General features: G+C 72.2%; 11 protein-coding genes. 8 read left to right on the top strand and 3 right to left on the bottom strand.

Translation table 11 applies throughout. The annotated features are described in order from the left end of the window. Positions 1–2 precede the first annotated feature (2 nt). From ACIQOU_RS00590 to ACIQOU_RS00560, 7 genes are all read left to right on the top strand, one after another. On the top strand, positions 3–3,332 hold the full coding sequence (locus ACIQOU_RS00590; protein WP_401532644.1) for a type I polyketide synthase: 3,330 nt from the start codon (positions 3–5) through the stop codon (positions 3,330–3,332). Next, positions 3,329–9,412 (top strand): MupA/Atu3671 family FMN-dependent luciferase-like monooxygenase, encoded by a 6,084-nt coding sequence (locus ACIQOU_RS00585; RefSeq protein ID WP_401532643.1) that lies wholly within the window; start codon positions 3,329–3,331, stop codon positions 9,410–9,412. The genes ACIQOU_RS00590 and ACIQOU_RS00585 overlap by 4 nt, the downstream gene beginning before the upstream one ends. Further along, positions 9,409–10,932, top strand: coding sequence for a condensation domain-containing protein (locus ACIQOU_RS00580; RefSeq protein WP_401532641.1), 1,524 nt, complete (start codon positions 9,409–9,411; stop codon positions 10,930–10,932). Before ACIQOU_RS00585 ends, ACIQOU_RS00580 begins: the two co-directional genes overlap by 4 nt. Next, the gene (locus ACIQOU_RS00575) at positions 10,929–13,403 is read left to right on the top strand and encodes a cytochrome P450 (protein ID WP_401532640.1); all 2,475 of its coding nucleotides are present in this window, start codon (positions 10,929–10,931) and stop codon (positions 13,401–13,403) included. Before ACIQOU_RS00580 ends, ACIQOU_RS00575 begins: the two co-directional genes overlap by 4 nt. Then, positions 13,400–14,407 carry a beta-ketoacyl-ACP synthase III gene (locus ACIQOU_RS00570; protein WP_401532639.1) on the top strand — a complete coding sequence of 336 codons (1,008 nt, stop codon included), beginning with the start codon at positions 13,400–13,402 and terminating at the stop codon, positions 14,405–14,407. Before ACIQOU_RS00575 ends, ACIQOU_RS00570 begins: the two co-directional genes overlap by 4 nt. Positions 14,408–14,532: 125 nt before the next feature. Further along, complete coding sequence (locus ACIQOU_RS00565) at positions 14,533–14,775, top strand: acyl carrier protein (protein ID WP_401532638.1); 243 nt, start codon at positions 14,533–14,535, stop codon at positions 14,773–14,775. Then, positions 14,772–15,998, top strand: a complete 1,227-nt coding sequence (locus ACIQOU_RS00560; RefSeq protein WP_401532637.1) for a beta-ketoacyl-[acyl-carrier-protein] synthase family protein — start codon at positions 14,772–14,774, stop codon at positions 15,996–15,998. The genes ACIQOU_RS00565 and ACIQOU_RS00560 overlap by 4 nt, the downstream gene beginning before the upstream one ends. Before the next feature lie 146 nt (positions 15,999–16,144). Here the strand turns inward: ACIQOU_RS00560 and ACIQOU_RS00555 are convergent, their stop codons facing one another. The 3 genes from ACIQOU_RS00555 to ACIQOU_RS00545 form a co-directional block, all read right to left on the bottom strand. Then, on the bottom strand, positions 16,145–16,990 hold the full coding sequence (locus ACIQOU_RS00555; protein WP_401532636.1) for a DUF2382 domain-containing protein: 846 nt from the start codon (positions 16,988–16,990) through the stop codon (positions 16,145–16,147). A gap of 323 nt (positions 16,991–17,313) precedes the next feature. Further along, positions 17,314–18,117, bottom strand: a complete 804-nt coding sequence (hypB, locus tag ACIQOU_RS00550) for a hydrogenase nickel incorporation protein HypB (RefSeq protein ID WP_401532635.1) — start codon at positions 18,115–18,117, stop codon at positions 17,314–17,316. A gap of 3 nt (positions 18,118–18,120) precedes the next feature. Continuing rightward, complete coding sequence (locus ACIQOU_RS00545; RefSeq protein WP_401532634.1) at positions 18,121–18,441, bottom strand: hydrogenase maturation nickel metallochaperone HypA; 321 nt, start codon at positions 18,439–18,441, stop codon at positions 18,121–18,123. A 183-nt stretch (positions 18,442–18,624) separates the two neighbouring features. Between ACIQOU_RS00545 and ACIQOU_RS00540 the strand changes: the two genes are divergently transcribed. Further along, positions 18,625–19,680 (top strand): hydrogenase expression protein HypE, encoded by a 1,056-nt coding sequence (locus tag ACIQOU_RS00540; RefSeq protein WP_401532632.1) that lies wholly within the window; start codon positions 18,625–18,627, stop codon positions 19,678–19,680. Positions 19,681–19,694: the final 14 nt, after the last annotated feature.

Genomic DNA, 19,694 nt, shown 5'->3' with positions numbered 1-19,694 from the left:
ACGTGGCCAAGCAGCTCCCCGCCGAGCCCATCGCGGTCATCGGCATGGCGTTCCGGTTCCCGGGGGCCGACTCGGAGGACGCGTTCTGGGACCTGGTGCGGTCCGGCCGGTCGGCCGTGCGCCGGTTCACCGACGAGGAACTGGACGCGGCCGGGGTCACGCCCGAGGTGCGGCGGTCGAAGGAGTTCGTCGCGGCGACGGGCACGTTGGGCGACGTCTCTCGTTTTGATGCCGCGTTCTTCACGATCAACGGGCGTGAGGCGGCGTCGATGGACCCGCAGCAGCGGCTGTTCCTGGAGTGCGCGCAGCACGCGTTGGAGGACGGTGGTTACGCCGGTGCCCAGGACGCGCGGATCGGTGTCTTCGCGAGCGCCGGTTATCAGCTGTACCCGCTCAAGAGTTATCTCCTCAACAACCTTGCCGTGGACGGCTGGGACGGGCGGGACTGGGCGTCGGCGGCGCGTCCCGCGCTCGGTACCTCGGCCGACTTTCTCGCCACGCGCGTCGCCTATCTGCTCGATCTGACGGGTCCTGCGGTCTCGGTGCAGACGGCCTGTTCCAGCGGTCTGGTCGCTGTCCATCAGGCGTGTCAGGCGGTCCTGTCGGGGGACGCGGACCTGGCGCTGGCCGGTGCCTCGGCGGTGATGCTGCCGCAGGTCACCGGGTACCGGCGGATCAACGGCTCGGTGCTGTCCGCCCGTGGGGTGTGCCGTGCGTTCGACGCGGACGCGGACGGCACGGTGGGGGGCAGCGGGGTGGCGGCCGTGCTGCTCAAGCGGCTGGACCGGGCGGTGGCCGACGGCGACAGCGTCCACGCGGTGATCCGGGGCATCGGGGTCACCAACGACGGTGCGCGCAAGGACAGTTACCTGGCGCCCAGCGCCGTAGGCCAGCGCGATGCCGTGCTGCGGGCCCTGGAGCGGGCCGGGGTCGGCGCGGAGAGCGTCGGGTATCTGGAGGCTCATGGCACCGGCACCTACAAGGGTGACCCGATCGAGTTCGAGGGCCTGTCGTCGGCGTACCGGCGTCATACGGACGCGTCCGGGTTCTGTGCCCTCGGCGCGGTCAAGTCCACGGTCGGTCATCTCGACGTCTGTGCGGGGCTGGCGGGGCTGGTCAAGGCGGTGCTGGTGCTCAAGCGCGGTGTCATTCCGCCGTTGGCCAATTTCACCCGCCCGAATCCGCTGCTCGACCTGGACGCGAGCCCGTTCTATCTGCCCGATACGGCCCGGCCGTGGCCTCGGGGCGGCGAGCCTCGGCGGGCGGGCGTGCATGCGCTGGCCGTGGGGGGCACCAATGTGCACCTGGTGCTGGAGGAGGCGCCGGAGTCGGTGGCGCGGGCGGCGACCGTGCCGTCTCCCGGGCTGCTCACGCTGTCCGGGCGGGACGGCACGGCCCTGGAGGAGTCGGCCCGTGCCTGGCGTGACCGTCTGCGCTGCGGCTCGGAGCGGCTCGACACCCGGGATGTGGTCACCACGGCGGCCGCGGGCCGGCGTCATCTGCGGCATCGGTTGGTCGCGCTCGGGGACAGCCCGGGTGAACTGGCCGATTCTCTGGACGCGTTCCTGTGCCGGGCGGATTCCGGCGTCGCTCGGGCGCCGTTCGTGACCGGGGAGGCCGTGCGCGCTCGGCAGGGTCCCGCGCTGGTCTTCGGCGGTCAGGGCAGTCCGTATCCGGGGATGGCGCGGGCGTTGTATGACCGTTTTCCGGTCGTGCGTGCGGTGCTCGACGCGTGCGAGCGTCTCCACAAGGAGGCGGGCGGCACGTCCGTGCTGCTGCCGCTGCTCGACCGGGAGCCGGGCGGCGGGGGCGCGGTCTGGGGGACGGAGACGGCTCAACCGGCTCTGTTCGCTTTCCAGATGGCGTTGGCCCGGCTGTGGGAGCACTTCGGTGTCGAGGCGGCGGTGACGGCGGCGCACAGTGTGGGTGAGTACGCGGCGCTGTGCGCGGCCGGTGCGTTCTCGCTGGCCGACGGGGTGCGGCTGACCACGGTGCGCGGCCGGTTGATGGCGCGGCGCACGCCGGGCGGCGGGATGGTGGCCGTGCTCGCGGACCGTGCCCGCACCGACCGGGTGCTCGACGGTGTCCCGGGGCTGGAGCTGGCCGCCGTCAACGGGCCCGGGAGTCATGTCCTGGCCGGTCCGTCGGACGCCGTCGATACGGCGTGCCGGCTGTTGGAGGCCGACGGGGTGACCGTGCGGCGGCTGCCGGTGGACCGGGCTTTCCACACGAGCGCGCTGGACGTCGTTCTGCCTGAGTTGCGGGAGGTGTTCGCGTCGGTGGCTTTTCTGCCGGTGCGTGTGCCGTTCGTCAGTGGGGTGGACGGTGGGCTGCGCGGGGTGGGGTGGGTGGCGGATGCCGATTATCTGCTGCGGCAGGCCAGAGAGCCCGTGCGGTTCGACGCCGTGATGGGGCGGTTGGCCGGTGAGGGACATACCACGGTGGTCGACGTCGGGCCCGGCAGTGCGCTCGCCGGGATGTTCCGGCGGGCGCTGCCGGAGATCGAAGCGGTGGTGACGCACCGTCGGGGTACCGAGTTGCGGACCCTGTGGGCGGCGGTCGCGGCCCTGTACTGCCGGGGGTTGCCCGTCGCGCTGCCGCGGCTCCTGGAGGAGACCGGGGGGCGCCGGATTCCGTTGCCCCGCTACCCGTTCCAGCGCGTCCGGCACTGGTCGGGGCCGGAGTTGGTGGTGCCCACCGCCCGGGACCCGGAGGCGGTGGTCCCCTCGGACGCCGCCCTCTCGCAGAACCATGTACCGAGCAAGGAGAACGACATGACACAGCTGGCGCTCGACCGTGTGACCGAACTGACCGCACGGCATCTGGGCTGCACGGAGTCCGATGTGCTGCCGGACCGCGCGTTCGTGGATCTGGGCGCGGACTCGTTCCAGATGGTCAGCCTGCTGCGGGAGTTGGAGGAGGGCTTCGGGGTCCGGGTGACGATGCGGGAGTTGTTCGAGGAGGTGTCCACTCCGGAGCTGCTGGCGGGCCGGGTGGCGGACCGGGTGGGTCCGGCGGACACCTTGTCGGCCGGGGGGACGGCTGCTCAGGCGAACGGCGTGCCGGCGAGCGTGCCGGTGGCCCCGGTGGCGTCGCCGGTGACCCCGCCCCCGGTGCCGGAGGTCGCGGCGGTGTCGCCGGTGACCCCGCCCCCGGTGCCGGAGGTGGTGCCGGTGGCCGTGGCCGCCGTTGCGGAGCCGGTTTTCGCTGATCAGGAGGCGGTGGCGTTGCTGGCCAGGCAGGTGCAGGTGATCGCTGAGGGGCAGTTGGCGATTCTGGCGCAGCTCGCTCAGCTCACGCAGCTCGCCGGTCAGAAGGGGGCGGGCGCATGACGATCCCCACGCGGCAGACGCCCGGCGGCGGAACGGACCCGGGGGCGGCGGATTCCGGGTCGGCGGTGGACCGGCTCGCCCGTCAGCTGGCGCTCCTCGCCGCGTCCACGGAGCCCGCGGTGCCGCCCTCGGAGTCCGCGGTCCCCGCTCCCGCTCCCGCTCCGGTCGTGATGGGGCCCCGGGTGGCCGTGTCGACCGGGTCCGGGATGGCGGCGGGTTCGACGAGTGAGACGCAGCGGGCTCATGTGGCCGACCTGGTGGAGCGGTACACGCACAAGACTCGTTCGTCGAAGGAGTTGACCCAGCGGTATCGCCGGGTGCTGGCGGACAGTCGGGCGGCCGTCGGGTTCCGCAGGAGCAGCAAGGAGATGCAGTATCCGCTGGCCGCGCGCAGGGCTTCCGGGTCGTGGCTTGAGGACATCGACGGCAATCGCTATGTCGACATCACGATGGGTTTCGGCATCCTGTTGTTCGGTCATGAGCCGGAGTTCGTGACGGAGGCGGTGCGTGAGCATCTCGGCCGGGGTATCCGGCTGGGCCCGCGCAGTGTGGAGACCGGTGAGGCCGCGGAGTTGCTCGCCGGGCTGACCGGTCTGGAGCGGGTGGCGTTCGCCAACTCCGGTACGGAGGCGAACTCGGCGGCGATCCGGCTGGCGCGGGCGGCGACGGGGCGCAGCACGATCGTCTCGTTCCAGGGCGCGTACCACGGGCACGCCGACAACGTTCTGGGGCGGGCGGTCGGTGGGGGTTCCGGGCACCGTACGTTGCCGGTCTCGCACGGGATTCCGCAGGGCGCGGTGGACGATCTGATCGTGCTGAACTTCGGTGATCCGGCGAGCCTGGACGCCATCGACGCGCTCGGTGACACGGTCGCCGCGGTCATCGTCGAGCCGGTGCAGAGCCGTAATCCGGGGCTGCGTCCCGTGGAGTTCGTGCGCAGGCTGCGGGAGATCACCCGGCGGCACGGGAGCGTCCTGTTCTTCGACGAGATGCTCACGGGGTTCCGGCCGCATCCGCGTGGGGCACAGGGGCACTACGGGGTCCAGCCCGACCTGGCGACCTACGGCAAGGCCATCGGGGGCGGCTATCCGATCGGTGCGATCGCGGGCCGCGCGGACATCATGGACGGCATCGACGGCGGGTTCTGGCAGTACGGCGACGACAGCGGTCCCGGCGCCGACACGACGTTCTTCGGCGGCACCTACATCCAGCATCCGCTGGCGATGACCGCGGCCAAGGCGGTGCTCACCCATCTCAAGGACCACAGCCCGGTGCTCCAGGACCGGCTGAACGCGCGGACCGATCAGTTGGCGGCGCGGCTCAACGGTTTCTTCGAGGAGGAGGAGTTCCCCCTCCGGATGAAGCATTTCGGCTCGATGTTCAAGTTCGAGCACCAGGCCGACATGGATCTCCTCTACCACCACATGGTGCTCAAGGGGCTGTATGTGTGGGAGTGGCGGGCGTTCTTCCTGTCCACCGCGCACACCGACGGTGACCTCGATTTCATCGCCGACACGGTGACGGAGTCGCTGCGCGAGCTGCGGCAGGCGGGGTTCTTCCCGCGCAGGACTCCGCCGAAGGCCCCGGCGGTGGCCAGGGCGGCGCGCCCGGTGGCCCAGGTGGAGCGGCCGGCACCGGAGTTCAGCCTGTCCTTCTTCGGCGACTACCCCCAGGACGCCCCCGCCGCGTCGGAGACCCCTGCCGCGTCGGACGCCCCGGCGCCGAAGGCCGATCCGTACGGGGTGCTGATCGACGCGGCCCGGTACGCGGACGCGCACGGTTTCCATGCGGTGTGGCTGCCCGAGCGGCACTTCCACTCCTTCGGCGGTCTCTTCCCCAACCCGGCCGTCCTGGGCGCGGCGGTGGCCCGGGAGACGGAGCGGATTCGGATCAACTCCGGTTCCGTGGTGCTGCCGTTGCACGATCCCATCCGGGTCGCCGAGGAGTGGGCGATGGTCGACAACCTCTCCGGCGGGCGGGTCGGTCTCGGCTGCGCGAGCGGCTGGAACTCGCGGGACTTCGTGTTCTACCCGGACTCCTTCGGCCGCCACAAGGAAGTGACCCGTGACCATCTGGCGCAGATCCGTGCGCTGTGGCGCGGTGAGGCGCTGCAACGGCGTTCCGGTGACGGCCGTGAGGTCGAGGTGCGGCTCTTCCCGCGCCCCCTCCAGCAGGAGCCGCCGTTGTCCATGGCGGTGGTCGGGCGCCGGGAGTCGTACGAGGAGGCCGCCCGGAGCGGACTGGGCATCCTCACCAATCTGATGGCCCAGTCGGTCGAGCAGTTGGCGGACAACGTCGCGCACTACCGGGCGACGCGGGAGAGGCACGGTCTCGATCCCGACGCCGGACGCGTCACGGTGCTGATGCACACCTATCTGGGCGCCGACCTGGACACGGCCCGTGCCGAGGCGCTCGATCCGCTGGCCCGCTACATGCGGTCGTCGCTCGCCCTGTCCGGGCAGGTCGCCAACAGTCTCGGGCTGACCATCGACGTCGACGCGACCAGCGAGGACGACCTCGACTTCGTGTTCCGCCGCGCCTACCAGCGGTACTGCGACCAACGTGCCCTGATCGGGACGCCCGACAGTTGCGCCGAGGTGGTGGCCGCGGTGCGTGCGGCGGGCGTCGACGAGATAGCGGCCCTGGTCGACTTCGGGGTGACGCCGGATCAACTGCGCACCGGGCTCACCCACTTGGACGCCCTGCGCCGTCGCCACCACCCCGACCCCGACGCCGACGCCGACGCCGGGCCGGCCGTGAGCCCCGAGCCCGCCCGGGTCACCCTCCGCTCCCCCGCCGCCCCGGCCGCCCCGGACCGCCTCCACGAGGTGATCGACGCGGTCCATGACGCCGTTCACAACGTGCTGCCCGACCCGGTGGACGACGTCACCTCCCCCACCGTCACCCCCTCAACCACCGCCCCCGTGACCGACGTTGCCGCCGCTTCCCTCGCTCCGGTGGAGCGCAGTGGGCCCGCGACGGCGGCGCAGCGCAGGCTGTGGCTCGCGTCGCAGTTGGCGGGGGGTACCGCCTACAACGAGTTGCAGGCCGTGCGGCTGCACGGGGTGTTGGACCGGGACGCGATGCGGGTGGCCGTGCAGACGGTGGTCGACCGGCACGACGGGCTGCGGACCGTCTTCCGGTGCGACGAGGACGACGAGACCGGCGAGACATTGCGTCAGGTCGTGAAGGCTCCGGCTCCGATCGGCCTGCCGCTGACCGATGCCCGGGACCAGACGCCCGAGGAGGCGGTCCGCGCCGCGCTGCGGGTCGAGAACGAACGCCTCTACGACCTGGCGAACGGCCCGCTGTTCGGGGCGCGTCTCGTCCAGCTCGGGGCGGACGACCATCTCCTCGTCATCGGCATGCATCACATCGTCATCGACAGCCACTCGGCCGACCTGATCACCAAGGATCTCCAGGAGGTCTACCGGGCCGAACTCGCGGGCCGCGCCCCGGCGTTCGAGGGTCCGGCGGGGACCAGCCTCACGGTGCCGGCGACGGTGGAGCGGCCCGACGACCTCGCCTGGTGGCGCGGTCACCTCGGGTCGGCGCCGCCGGTGCTGCGGCTGCCCACCGACCGGCCGCGCACCCGGGTCGTGCAGGGCCGGGGTGCGGCGGTCGCGGTGCGTTTCGACAGCGCGGCGACCGGCAGGCTCCAGTCGTGGAGCAGCCGTAACCGGGTGACTCTCTTCGCGACCCTCTTCACCGGGTGGCAGACGGTGTTGCGGCGGTTCTCGGGGCAGGACGAGTTCATTCTCGCGACGACGTTCGGGCAGCGTGATCCGCAGGCCCAGGACATCGTCGGGTTCTTCGTGTCGCTGCTGCCGTTGCGGTGTGCGCTGACCGACGACACGGCGCTGGCCGACGCGGTCCGCACCTGCCGCAACACCCTGCTGGACGCGGGTGAGCGTGCCGATGTGCGGCTGGACGGGCTGATCGCCGAGATCAACCCGGAGCCGGGCGCGCCCCGGCCGCTGGTGCCGGTGTCGATCGACTTCGACAACGAGGCGCTGCCCGGGATCGACCTGCCCGGGTTGCGGGCCGAGCCGATCGCGAGTGCCGGGGACTCGGCGCCGTTGGAGCTGATGCTGTTGGTCACCAAGGACCCGGACGGGCTGAATCTGAAGGTCAAGTACGACGTCGAGCTGTACGACGAGGCGACCGTGCGGCGGCTGGTGGAGCAGCTGCATCTGGTGCTCACGGCCATCGCCGGCGGCGGGGTCGAGACGGTCGGTGATCTGCCGCTGGTGACCGGGCGGGACGAGGCGGAGGTGCGGGCGTGGGAGACCAGTGCCCCGGCGGCGGCGCATCCGCCGGTGTTGACGGGCATCCGTCCGGACGACACGGACGAGGTCGCGCTCGTCGATGCCGACGGCCGGGAGTGGACGCGGTCCCAGGTGCGTCGTGCCGCCGATGCCGTCACCGCGCGGTTGATGGCGGCCGGGGTGGGCCGTGGTGACATCGTGGCGACGGCGCTGCCCAAGGGCGCGGAGTTCCTCGCGGCGCTGATCGGCATCGTCACCAGCGGTGCCGCGTATCTTCCGCTCGACCTCGCGCAGCCTCTGCCCCGGCTGTCGGCGATGCTGGCCGACGCCCGCCCGAAGGCGTTGATCTGCGAGGACTCGGCGCATCCGGTGGCCGACGAGATCCCGGAGGTGCCGCGCGTGCGGGTGGATCTGACCGCGGGACCCACCGAACTGGCCGGTCTGCCCACGCCCGTGGGCACGGATCTGCTGTACGTCCTCTACACGTCGGGGTCGACCGGTCGGCCCAAGGGCGTGGCCGTGGAGCACGGCAACATGGCGGCGACGCTGTCCTGGTATCTGTCCGAGGTGCCGGTGACGGCCGACGACCGGTTGTCCTGGTACTCCAGTCCCGGGTTCGACTTCGGGCATGTGGAGATGTGGCCGGCGCTGGCGTCGGGGGCCCGGCTGTACGCGGTGCCCGACGAGGTGCGGCTCGATCCGGACGCCCTGACCCGGTGGTTCGTGGAGCGGGGCATCACGGTGACGAATCTGCCGACGCCGATCGGCGAGGGTGTGCTGGCACGGTCCTGGCCGGCCGACGCGGCCTTGCGGGTGCTGCACACCGGGGGTGAGCAGGTGGTCGGCCGGCCGCGTCCCGGGGCGCCGTTCACGGCGTTCAATGTGTACGGGCCGACCGAGGCGACGGTGTTCTGCACGTGGGGTGCGATCGCGCCGGAGGGTCCTGGAACGCCGCCGATCGGCAGGCCGGTGCCGGGGGTGCGGGTGCGCGTGCTGGACGCGGCGGGTCGGCTGCTGCCGCCCGGGGTCACCGGTGAGCTGTCGGTCGGGGGCGAGCAGGTGGCCCGCGGCTACCACGGCTCCGACAGCCTCACCGCCGAGCGGTTCAGCACGGACGAGGACGGGTGCCGTTGGTATCGCACCGGTGATCTGGTGCGGTGGCGGGGGGACGGGCTGCTGGAGTTCGTGGGCCGCAGTGACGACCAGGTGCAGATCCGGGGGGTGCGGGTGGAGCCCGCCGAGGTGTCCCGCGCGGTGGGTGCGCTGCCGGGTGTCGCGGAGGCGCTGGTCCTCGGCAGCGTGGACCCCGCCACCGGGCAGGGTCGGCTGACGGCGTGGGTGCGTCCGGACGGTCCCGTGGCCGACGAGAACGCCCATGTCGTGCGCTGGCGGCAGCAGTTGGCGGCGGCGTTGCCCCGGCCGATGGTGCCGGAGCAGTGGACGCTGACGGATCGGCTGCCCACCGACATCAACGGCAAGCGGCTGCGCCGTCCCGAACCGGCCGCCGTCGCCGGGCCGTCGAAGGCCCCGGAGACGGACGAGATCGCGGAGAGGGACACGGTGGCTCAGACGGTGCGGGCCGAGTGGAGCGGTGTCCTCGGTATGGACGAACTGCCGTCGGACGCCTCGTTCTTCGACCTCGGCGGGCATTCCCTGTCGGTGATCAAGTTGTTGGGCCGGATCGAGCGGAAGCTCGGGGTGCGGCTGAGCCTCTCGGAGTTCTTCGACGCGCCCACGCTCGACGGCACCACGGCCGCCGTGTCCGCCCGTCGGGCCGCCGCCGGGTCGGACCGGGTCCGGGGGCAGCTGTGACCAGGGACCTGGGATCGCTGCTGGCCGAGCTGGAGTCGGCCGGGGTACGCCTGTGGGCACGGGACGGGGCCGTGCACTATGATGGTCCGTCAACTGCCTTGCCCACAGGGGTGCTTGATGAACTCCGGGCGCAGCGGCCGGAGTTGCTGCGCCGCCTCACCGCGTCGGCCCAGGGGGTGACGGTGGTGCCTGCGGGGGCGGAGCATCTGCGGATGTGGCGGTCGATGCGGACGGTGTCGCGGCCCGAGGTGTGGATCAACTCCTTCTCCGCGCACACCGGCGCCCGCATCGACGTGGACGTCCTGCGGGCGGCGATGGACGACGTGGTGGCCCGGCACGAGTCGCTGCGTGCCGGGTTCGCCGAGGGGGAGGACGGCGGCCTCGGCATGAGCGTCCACCCCTCGGCGTCCGCCCGCGTGGAGATCCTCGACGCGGACCCGGCGGAACTGTCCAACGAGCAGGGGATTCACGCCCGTTGCCTGCGGTTCGCGGGTGAGCCCCTGGATCTGACGCGGCCGCCGCTGCTGCGGCTCGGGGTGCTGCGGCACGAGCGGGACGGCCGGGCCGACGATGTTTTGGCGCTCGCGTTCCATCATCTGATCGCGGACGGCGTCACGTTGGAGATCCTCGGCGACGAACTCGGCGCCCGCTACCGCGCCCGGCTGAAGGGCGAGCCGGGTGAACTCCCGCCCGCCCAGCCCTACTCGGGGTTCCTGGAGCAGGAACGCCGGTGGATCGAGACGGAGTTGGACGAGGCGGTGGAGACCCGTGCCGCCCACCTGGGCACGGCCTGCGCGGTGTTGACGTTCCCCGAAGACCCCGACGCGGACCCGGAATCCACCGACAACGTCAGCTTCCTCACCCTCGACGACGCGGACAGCGCGCTGTTCACGGAGGCGGTCCGGCGGGCCCGGCTGAGCGAGTTCGCGGTGATGCTGGCCGCCCTGAACGTCCTGATGACGGAGGTCACCGGCGCGAGCGACTACGTCCTCGCGGTGTCCGCCGCCTGCCGGGTGCCGGAGTTCGCGGAGACGGTGGGCCTGGTGCGCCGGCACGTCCCGGTGCGGCTGCGCGCGCTGGCCGGGGACAGCTGGGCGGACCTCGCGCGCCGGGCGCTGGACGACCTCGGGGAGGCCATGGCGTATCCGCTGCTGTCCCTGGAGGCGCTGCGGGAGCGGTGGGCACCCGGTGGCGCCGCGGACTTCCCGCAGCTGGTGGTCACCCACCTGCCGGAGATGCGCCTCGGCGTCGACCTCGGGGACGGACTCGTGCTGTGGGAGGAGTGCCCGCTGCCCGGGGCCCGTGCCGGGATCGGCATGATCATGCGCAAGGACGCCGGACGGGTCAGCGGCGGCTTCGAGATCGCGGGCGCCCTCGCGAGCGCCCGGACCCGGCAGCGCTGGCTCGACCGGTACGGGGCGCTCCTCGTCGAGGCGGCCCGTGACCTCGACGCGCCCCTCCCGCCGCACCCCCGTGCGGCGGGCCCCGCCCCGCTGTCCACCGCGGGAGGCACCCGATGACGTTCGACCTCTGCGACCCCGCCACCTTCACCGACCACGACCTCACCTCGTTCTGGCGCGATCTGCGCCGCGACGACCCCGTGCACTGGCAGGCCCCGGCCGCCGGGCGCCCCGGGTTCTGGGTGGTCTCCCGGTACCAGGACGTGCAGCGTCTGCTCCGGGACACCGACGGGTTCGGCTCGGCGCGGGGCAATGTGCTGGCAGCCGTCCTCGCGGGCGGTGACACCGGCTCGGGGCGGATGCTGCCCGTCACCGACGCGCCTCGCCATCCGGCGCTGCGCGCGGTGATGAACGTGTCGTTCACGCCGCGCGCGCTGCGGCGCATCCAGCCCCGGGTCGAGGGCAACGCGCGTGAGCTGGTGCGGCGGGCGGTGGCCGGTGGCAGCTGTGACTTCGCCACCGAGGTCGCCGAGCAGATCCCGTTGCACACCATCTGTGACCTGCTCGATGTGCCGGCCGGCGACCGGGCCTTCCTGCTCGACGTGGCCAAGAAGTCGCTGGGCTTCGAGGAACCCGACCAGTCGGACCTGCAAGCGCGGCTCGCCCGCAGTGAGATCGTCCGCTACTTCCAGGACCTGGCCCGTACCCGGCGGGCCCGTCCCGGTGAGGACGCCGTCAGCGCGCTGGTCGCGGGCGAGGTGCAGGGCGAGGTGCTCACGGACGAGGATGTCGCCCTCAACTGCTACAGCCTGCTGCTCGGCGGCGACGAGACCGCCCGGCTCACCATGATCGACGCGGTGCGCGCGCTGGCCGGGCACCCGGCGCAGTGGCGGGCGTTCAAGAACGGGGACGTCGATCTCGCCGCCGCCACCGAGGAGGCGTTGCGCTGGGCGACCCCCGCGATGCACGCGGCCCGGCAGGCGCGGCGGGACACCGTGCTGCACGGCCGGCAGATCCGCGCCGGTGAGCTGGTCACCCTCTGGCTGTCCTCCGCCAACCGGGACGAGAACGTCTTCCCCGACCCGGACGTGTTCGACCTCGGCCGGACACCCAACCGGCATCTGTCCTTCGGTTCCGGTCCGCACTTCTGTGTCGGCGCGCACCTGGGCCGCATGGAGATCAGGGCGGTCCTCGCCGCCGTGCGCGACCACGTGCCGGACATCCGGCTCACCGGCCAGGGCAGCCGCGTCTACTCCACCTTCCTCAACGGCTACAGCAGCCTGCCCGTCTCGTTCGCCCCCGCGCCGGTCGCGGACCGTCCGTCGGCCGCGGCCACCGCGGTGAAGGAGCAGCCCGTGAAACTCTTCTGCGTCCCCTTCGCGGGCGGCTCGGCGCGGGCCTTCCAGGGCCTGCTGGCCGCCCTGCCGCCCGGCATCGACGCCGTCGCCCTGGAGCTGCCGGGGCGGGACGGCCGGTACCGGGAGCCGGCGCACGAGACGTTCACGCAGGCGGTCGAGGACATCGCCGCGCGGATCGCCCGCGACGCCCCGGACGGTCCGTACGCGCTCTACGGGCACAGTCTCGGCGGGCTGTTCGCCTACGAGGCGGTCCGGCTGCTCGTGGCACGGGGACACCGGCCGCCCCGGCATCTGTTCGTGTCGGCGAGCAGGCCTCCGCAGCGCGGGTACGGCTCGGACGGCAGGCCGGTCATCCACACCTATCCGGACCTGGCGTTCCTCGGCGCCCTCGCGGCGACCGGTGGGGTGCCGGAGGAGTTGCTGCGGGACGCGGACGCGGTCGCGTACTTCGCCGGCCGTATCCGCCGTGACTACGAGCTGTACGCCCAGTACCGCCACCCGGGTCCGCTGCCCCGGCTCACCTGTCCGGTGACGGTGGTGACGGGAAGCGAGGACCCGGTCACCTCGGAGGCCGACGTCGACCTGTGGGCCGACCTCACCACCGGCCCGGTCAGCCACCTCCGGCTCGCGGGCGCGGGGCACTTCTTCCTCGACAGCCACACCCGCACCCTCACCGCGCGGATCGGCGGCGCCCTGCTCGGCGACGGGGCGCCCGCCCCGCAGCTCCCGCTGACCACGGAGGCGTTCCGGGAGGCGATGGCCCGCCTGGCCGCGCCGGTCACCGTGGTGACCACCCGGGACGAGGCGGGACGGGCGCGGGCGTTCACCGCGAGCGCGGTGTGCAGCCTGTCCGCCGATCCGCCGTTGCTGCTGGTGTGCGTGAACCGGACCGGCAGCGCGCACGAGGTGTTCGCCTCCGCCGACCGGTTCCTCGTCAACGTCCTCGGTCACGAACAGGCCTCCACGGCACGGGAGTTCGCCTCGCACCACCGGGCGCGGGCCGAGGCCGGGCTGGTGCCGCTGGAGCGGGGGCTGCCCGGTCTCGCGGACGCGTCGGCGCGGTTCGCCTGTGTGCGCCGGCAGGTGTTGCCGGGCGGCGACCACAGCATCCTCGTCGGCCGTCTGGAAGAGGTCACGCTCGCCGACACACCCCCCTTGATCCACTACCGCCGTGACTGGCACCGCCCCTCGGCGGTGTCCGCCACCCCAGGTTCACGGAGCCACCTCGTATGACCTACCGACCTCCCCGCGCCGCCGTGCTCGCCGGACTCGGGTCCTGGCTGCCGCCGGATGTGCTGACCAACGCCGAGCTGGAGGCCAGGCTCGACACCAGTGACGAGTGGATTCGCAGCCGTACCGGCATCGCCAGCAGGCACCGGGTGACGCCCGGCATGTCCACCTCGGACCTCGCCGTCGAGGCGGGTGGACGGGCCCTGAAGTCGTCCGGCGACGACCGGGTGGACGCGGTGGTGCTGGCCACCACCACCCCCGACGAACTGTGTCCGGCGACGGCGCCCCAGGTCGCCGCCCGGCTCGGTCTGGGTACCGTGCCCGCCTTCGACGTCTCGGCGGTGTGCGCCGGGTTCCTCTACGGCCTGTCCACGGCCGCGGGGCTGATCGCGACCGGCGGCGCCGAACGGGTGCTGCTCATCGGCGCCGAGGCGTTCACCACCCTCATCGACCCCGGTGACCGCACGACCGCCGCGATCTTCGGCGACGGCGCCGGTGCCGTGGTGCTGCGGGCCGGTGACCCCGGTGAGGCGGGCGCGCTGGGCCCGGTCGTCCTCGGCAGCGACGGCGGCCGCAGCGACCTGGCCGAGGTGCCGGGCGGCGGGGCCAGGCGCCGGGTGCCGGACGCCGACGCGCCGCCGTATCTGCGGATGCAGGGGCGGGAGATCTTCCGGCACGCCGTGCGGCACATGACCGCCGCCTGCCGTACGGCGACGGAGGCGGCGGGCTGGCAACTCGCCGACGTGGACCGGCTGGTGGCCCACCAGGCCAACGCGCGCATCATCGGCGCGGTGGCGGACGGGCTCGGCGTGCCGCCCGAACGCCGGGCCTCCAACATCGAGCGCGTCGGCAACACGGCCGGCGCGTCCGTGCCCGTCCTCCTCGCGGAGGAGAACGCCGCAGGGCGCCTCGCCGAGGGCGACCGGGTCCTGCTGACGGCGTTCGGCGGCGGCCTCGCCTGGGGCGCGACCACCCTCGTGTGGCCGTCCCTGACCAGCGTCCCGTAGCCCACCCCCGCTGGTGGCTCAGCGGTCACCGGCGTTGTCCCTGGCCCACCACCCGCTCCGCGCACGGCCGTTGCCGCGCGGGGAGCCCCGTCCCTCACTCACGCACACGTTCCCAAGGAGCTGACATGACCGCTTACGACACCCTCCAGAAGATCTTCGTCGACGACCTGAAGATCCCCGCCGACCTGGTGAGCCCGGAGGCGACCCTGAAGGACATCGAGTTCGACTCGCTCGCGCTGGTGGAGCTGACCGTCATCCTCGAACGCGACCTCGGGGTGGAGATCCACGAGGACGAGCTGAAGGATCTCGCCACCCTGGCCGACATGGCCCGGTTCGTGGACGAGCGGGTCGCCCAGGTCACGGCGTGACCTCCCGCGCCGACCTCGCGGTCACGGGCCTCGGCCTGGTCACACCGGCCGGAGTCGGCGTCGAGCGGAACTGGGCCGCGATCCGCGCGGCCCGGTCCACCGCCGCCGCGCTCGACCCGCTCCTTGCGGAGCTGCCCGTACCGTTCTCCTGCCGGGTCCCGGGGTTCGATCCCGAGGCCCTGCTCGGCGGGCGGCGAGCCCATCGCCTCGATCGCTTCGTCCAGTTCGCCCTGGTCGCCGCGGCCGAGGCGGTGTCCGACGCGGGGCTGGACCCGGCCGCGTGGGACGGCGCGCGCGTCGGTGTGGTGCTGGGCAACGCCAGCGGCGGCACCCAGACGTTCGAGGAGCAGCACACCGTGCTCCTGGAGCAGAAGCCGCAGCGGGTGACGCCGTTGCTGCTGGCCATGTACCTGCCCAACATGCTGGCCGGGCAGGTGGCGATGGAGTTCGGCGCGACCGGACCCAACCTGGTCGTGGCGACCGCCTGCGCGTCCGGCTCCACCGCCATCGCCACCGCCTGCGACCTGCTGACGCTGGGCCGCTGCGACGTCGTCCTCACCGGCGGCAGCGAGGCGCTGATCACGCCGCTGGTCATGGCGGGCTTCGCCCGGATGGGCGCGCTGTCCCGGCGGAGCGACGACCCCGGGGGCGCGTCCCGCCCGTTCGACGCCGAACGGGACGGTTTCGTGGCCGGGGAGGGTGCCGGGCTGCTGGTGCTGGAGCGGACGGCGGACGCGCGGGCCCGCGGTGCCCGCGTCCGCGCCCGGATCACCGGGCACGGTTCGACGGCCGACGCCCACCACATCACCGCGCCCCACCCGGAGGGGCACGGTCTCGAACAGGCGATGCGGCGCGCCCTCGCGGAAGCGGACGCCGGGCCCGAGGACGTCGGGTACGTGAACGCCCACGGCACCTCGACCCCGCTCAACGACCTGGCCGAGGCCCGCACCCTGCGCCGGGTCCTGCCGCACGGGCCGCTGGTCAGCTCCACCAAGGGAGTCACCGGGCACCTGCTGGGCGCGGCCGGCGCGATCGAGGCCGCCTACACCGTCCTCGCCGTCGAACACGGGGTGGTGCCGCCCACCGCCAACCTCACGGCGCCCGACCCGGAGATCGATCTCGCGCTGCCCACCACCGGGACACCGCACCGCATCGGTCTGGCCCTGAGCAACTCCATGGGGTTCGGCGGCCAGAACACGGTCCTGGCGGTGAGCGCGGGGTGAGCCCGGACACGGCACGAGGATGCCCCGCACAGTGAGCCATGGGCTCCGTGTGCGGGGCACTCCGGCACTCTGCCGACACGGGTTCGACGGGGCTGCTGCTCCCGGGAGTCCGTGACCGGCCGACGGTCCTCGATTCGGCCGTCGCCTCAGTGGCGACCCGGTCCGCCGGAACGACGGCCGCGCTCGCCCGGCATGTCGGTCGGAGGGGCGTCGTACTCGGCCTTCTCCTTGCGCACGGTGTCGGTGACCTCCTGCTGCTCGGTGATCCTGTCGGTCTCCAGCCGGACGCGTTCCACGGCGACGGCTTCCTTGCGGATGACCGGCCGCTCGGCGTGCAGGGTGACTTCCCGCTGTGCCTCGCCGAAGTCCGCCGCGACCCGGTCGCCCTCGCGGATGGGTTCACGGACCAGGTGAACCTCTTCGTGGGAGACGGGGATCGTGGTGGTGACGTTCTCCGTCACGACGACCTTCCGCAGCCGGGCGTGGCCGACCTCTTCCTCGCGGGTGCTGACCTCAAGGTGCTCCTCGGAGAGGATCAGGCTCTGGTCGTCACGGCTGCGGGCGCCGGCTCCGGCGGGCACGCGACCGGCGGCCGTGCCGGTCCCCGCCGCCGTTCCGGCCATGCCGGTGCCGGCGGTGCGGCCCTTCATGCCGGTGGTGGTGCCACTGCGGCGCGCGATGCCGTAGTGCGTGTAGAGGCGCTGCTCCTCGTCGGCGTCGAGATGCTGGTCGGCGTCGATCCGCGGGGCGTCCTTGACCATGTCCTTGGAGTGGGCCACCCGCAGGCCCTCGGTGGTACGGCGCGCTCCGTCCAGCGGCACGAAGCTCTCCTTCATGCCGAACAGGCCGGTCTTGACCGTGGCCCAGCCAGAACGCCCGGTCACGTCGTCGACGTAGACCTGCTCCACAGTGCCGATCTTCTCGCCGTTCGGGTCGTACGCCGTCAAACCCTTGATCTGCTCACTGCCGAGGTATTCCCCGCTTGCCGCCATGATCGACCACGCTCCTTCGAGTGCCGTACAACGGATGTCCGGGAGGGCGTGAGATCCCTTCGAGCAGTTGTTCTCACACCTACTGCCTCCCACTCCATCTGGCGGCGCCCCAAGGGGTGGCGCAACATATCGGAAACGCCACCGGGAGGGGACCGGAGCGGCAATTCCCCTGGTCGAAGCGGTATGGGAGCCACCCGGGGTTTAGGCCATACGGGTGACGAGGGCGGTTGGGAGGCCGTCTCGGCCGCCGGGCGACGGGCAACGGGCAACGGGCAACGGGCAACGGGGGCTCCCTCCCCGTGCGGAATCCGCCGTCCCCTTCTCTACGGTTGCCCCACCCACCCGTACCAGGCGGCCATCCCCTCCCCCGTCGTCGCCGACACCGCCAGGACGCGCACGTCCGGGTTGACCGAGCGGGCGTACTCCTCGCAGCGGGCCACGTCGAAGTCGACATAAGGGAGCAGGTCGATCTTGTTGATGACGACCAGGTCGGCGGCGGCGAACATGTACGGGTACTTCAGGGGCTTGTCCGTGCCCTCGGTGACCGAGATGATCACGGCGCGGCTGCGTTCGCCGAGGTCGAAGAGGGCGGGGCAGACGAGGTTGCCGACGTTCTCGACGAGGATCAGCGAGCCCGGCTCGGGGGCCAGCGTGGTGAGCGCGCCGTGCACCATCTCCGCGTCGAGGTGGCAGCCGGCGCCGGTATTGATCTGGACGACGGTGCCGCCCGCCCGTCTGATCCGGTCGGCGTCGAGGGCGGTCTCCTGGTCGCCCTCGATGACCGCGACCGGGCGGCGTCCGGCGAAGTCCCGAAGGGTGCGTTCCAGCAGGGTGGTCTTGCCCGCGCCGGGCGAGCTCATCAGGTTGACGGCGACGATGCCCCGGTCCGCGAGCCAGGCGCGGTTGCGGGCGGCCAGGTCGTCGTTCTTGCCGAGGACCCGTTGTTCGAGGGTGAGGGTCTCGCCGTTGCCGTCCCTCTCCTCGGCGTCCGGCGTACGGTCCCGCACGCCGGTGTGGTCGTGGCCCGGGTGGGCGTGCTCGTGGGTGTGCTCGTGGGTGTGCGGCAGGACGAGCCTCGTTCCGCCACCCGTGGTGTTCGCGCCGACGCAGCCGCAGGTACCGCACATGGGTCAGCCCACTCTCATGGAGACGATGTGCAGCTCACGCCCCGACGTGACCGCCACGTCGGCGCTGCCGCACGGACACAGCAATACAAGACCGGTCAGTGTGAAGTCGTCCTCACACGCCCGGCAGTGGGCCGTTCCGGGGGGCTGCTCGATCTCCAGGAGGGCGCCCTCCGCGACCGTTCCCGCGGTGGTCAGGTCGAAGCAGAAGCGCATCGCGTCGGGGACCACGGCGGTCAGCGCCCCGACCCGGACCCGGACGGTCCGCACCGGCCGTCCGGCGGCGCGTTCACACACCGCGTCGACCACGCTCTGGGTAATTGCCAATTCATGCATCGTCGGCCCGCTTTCCCGTCTCCACCCATTCGGCCCAGCAGGGCCGGGGGGAGACGAACAGTCACCCGAACAATCTCGTGTTGACAGAACATCCGAGCGGATTCTAGATGGTACAAGGTGAGTGTCGTCACCCTCACCGCTATCGGGCGGTCCCATCCCGAAAGGCAGCGGGCTATGCCGACAGAGGCAGCGCAAAAAGCTGAGAACACGCTCATCCATGTCCTGTGGATCAACGCGGGGTTGAGTTGTGACGGAGATTCCGTGGCACTCACCGCGGCCACACAACCCAGCATCGAGGAAATCGCGCTCGGTGCGCTTCCCGGTCTGCCGCAGATCGCCGTGCACTGGCCGCTCATCGACTTCGAATGCGGCCCCACCGGCGGTGCGGACGATTTCCTGGAGTGGTTCTTCAAGGCCGACCGGGGCGAGTTGGAACCGTTCGTCCTGGTGGTCGAGGGGTCGATCCCCAACGAGAAACTCCACCAGGAGGGTTACTGGTCGGGATTCGGCAACGACCCGGCGACCGGGCAGCCGATGACGACCAGTGAATGGCTGGACCGGCTCGCGCCGAAGGCCACGGCGATCGTCGCGGTCGGCACCTGTGCCACGTACGGCGGCATGCACGCGATGGCGGGCAATCCGACCGGCGCCATGGGGGTGCCGGACTATCTGGGCTGGGAGTGGAAGTCCAAGGCCGGTATCCCGATCGTGTGCGTGCCCGGCTGCCCGATCCAGCCGGACAACCTGTCGGAGACGCTCACCTATCTCCTCTACATGGCCACCGACCAGGCCCCGATGATCCCCCTCGACGAGGCGCTCCGTCCGACCTGGCTGTTCGGCCGGACGGTGCACGAGGGCTGCGACCGGGCCGGTTACTACGAGCAGGGCGACTTCGCGACCGAGTACGGCACGCCCGAGTGCATCGTGAAGCTGGGCTGCTGGGGGCCGACCGTGAAGTGCAACGTGCCCAAGCGCGGCTGGATGAACGGCATCGGCGGCTGCCCCAACGTCGGCGGTATCTGCATCGGCTGCACCATGCCGGGATTCCCGGACAAATTCATGCCGTTCATGGACGAGCCGCCCGGCGGGAAGCTCTCCACGAATGCCGTCGGGATCTACGGATCGACGATGCGGCGGCTGCGGCACATCACCACCCACACCCTGGACCGCGAGCCCAAGTGGCGCAGGCGCGGCAAGGAATTGACGACCGGCGCCACCCGCACCTGGTAATCGGACCGGCGACT

It is taken from the genome of Streptomyces sp. NPDC091279 (assembly GCF_044757465.1).
Lineage (GTDB): Bacteria > Actinomycetota > Actinomycetes > Streptomycetales > Streptomycetaceae > Streptomyces.
Note: the sequence above shows the minus strand (reverse complement) of the source record. Positions and strands in the feature narration are given on the sequence as shown.

Bases quoted from the DNA above. Each gene is read 5' to 3' on its own strand.
- ACIQOU_RS00555 (WP_401532636.1), bottom strand. From the start codon at position 16,990: ATGGCGGCAAGCGGGGAATACCTCGGCAGTGAGCAGATCAAGGGTTTG.
- ACIQOU_RS00570 (WP_401532639.1), top strand. From the start codon at position 13,400: ATGACCTACCGACCTCCCCGCGCCGCCGTGCTCGCCGGACTCGGGTCC.
- ACIQOU_RS00565 (WP_401532638.1), top strand. From the start codon at position 14,533: ATGACCGCTTACGACACCCTCCAGAAGATCTTCGTCGACGACCTGAAG.
- hypB (WP_401532635.1), bottom strand. From the start codon at position 18,117: ATGTGCGGTACCTGCGGCTGCGTCGGCGCGAACACCACGGGTGGCGGA.
- ACIQOU_RS00585 (WP_401532643.1), top strand. From the start codon at position 3,329: ATGACGATCCCCACGCGGCAGACGCCCGGCGGCGGAACGGACCCGGGG.
- ACIQOU_RS00575 (WP_401532640.1), top strand. From the start codon at position 10,929: ATGACGTTCGACCTCTGCGACCCCGCCACCTTCACCGACCACGACCTC.
- ACIQOU_RS00540 (WP_401532632.1), top strand. From the start codon at position 18,625: ATGCCGACAGAGGCAGCGCAAAAAGCTGAGAACACGCTCATCCATGTC.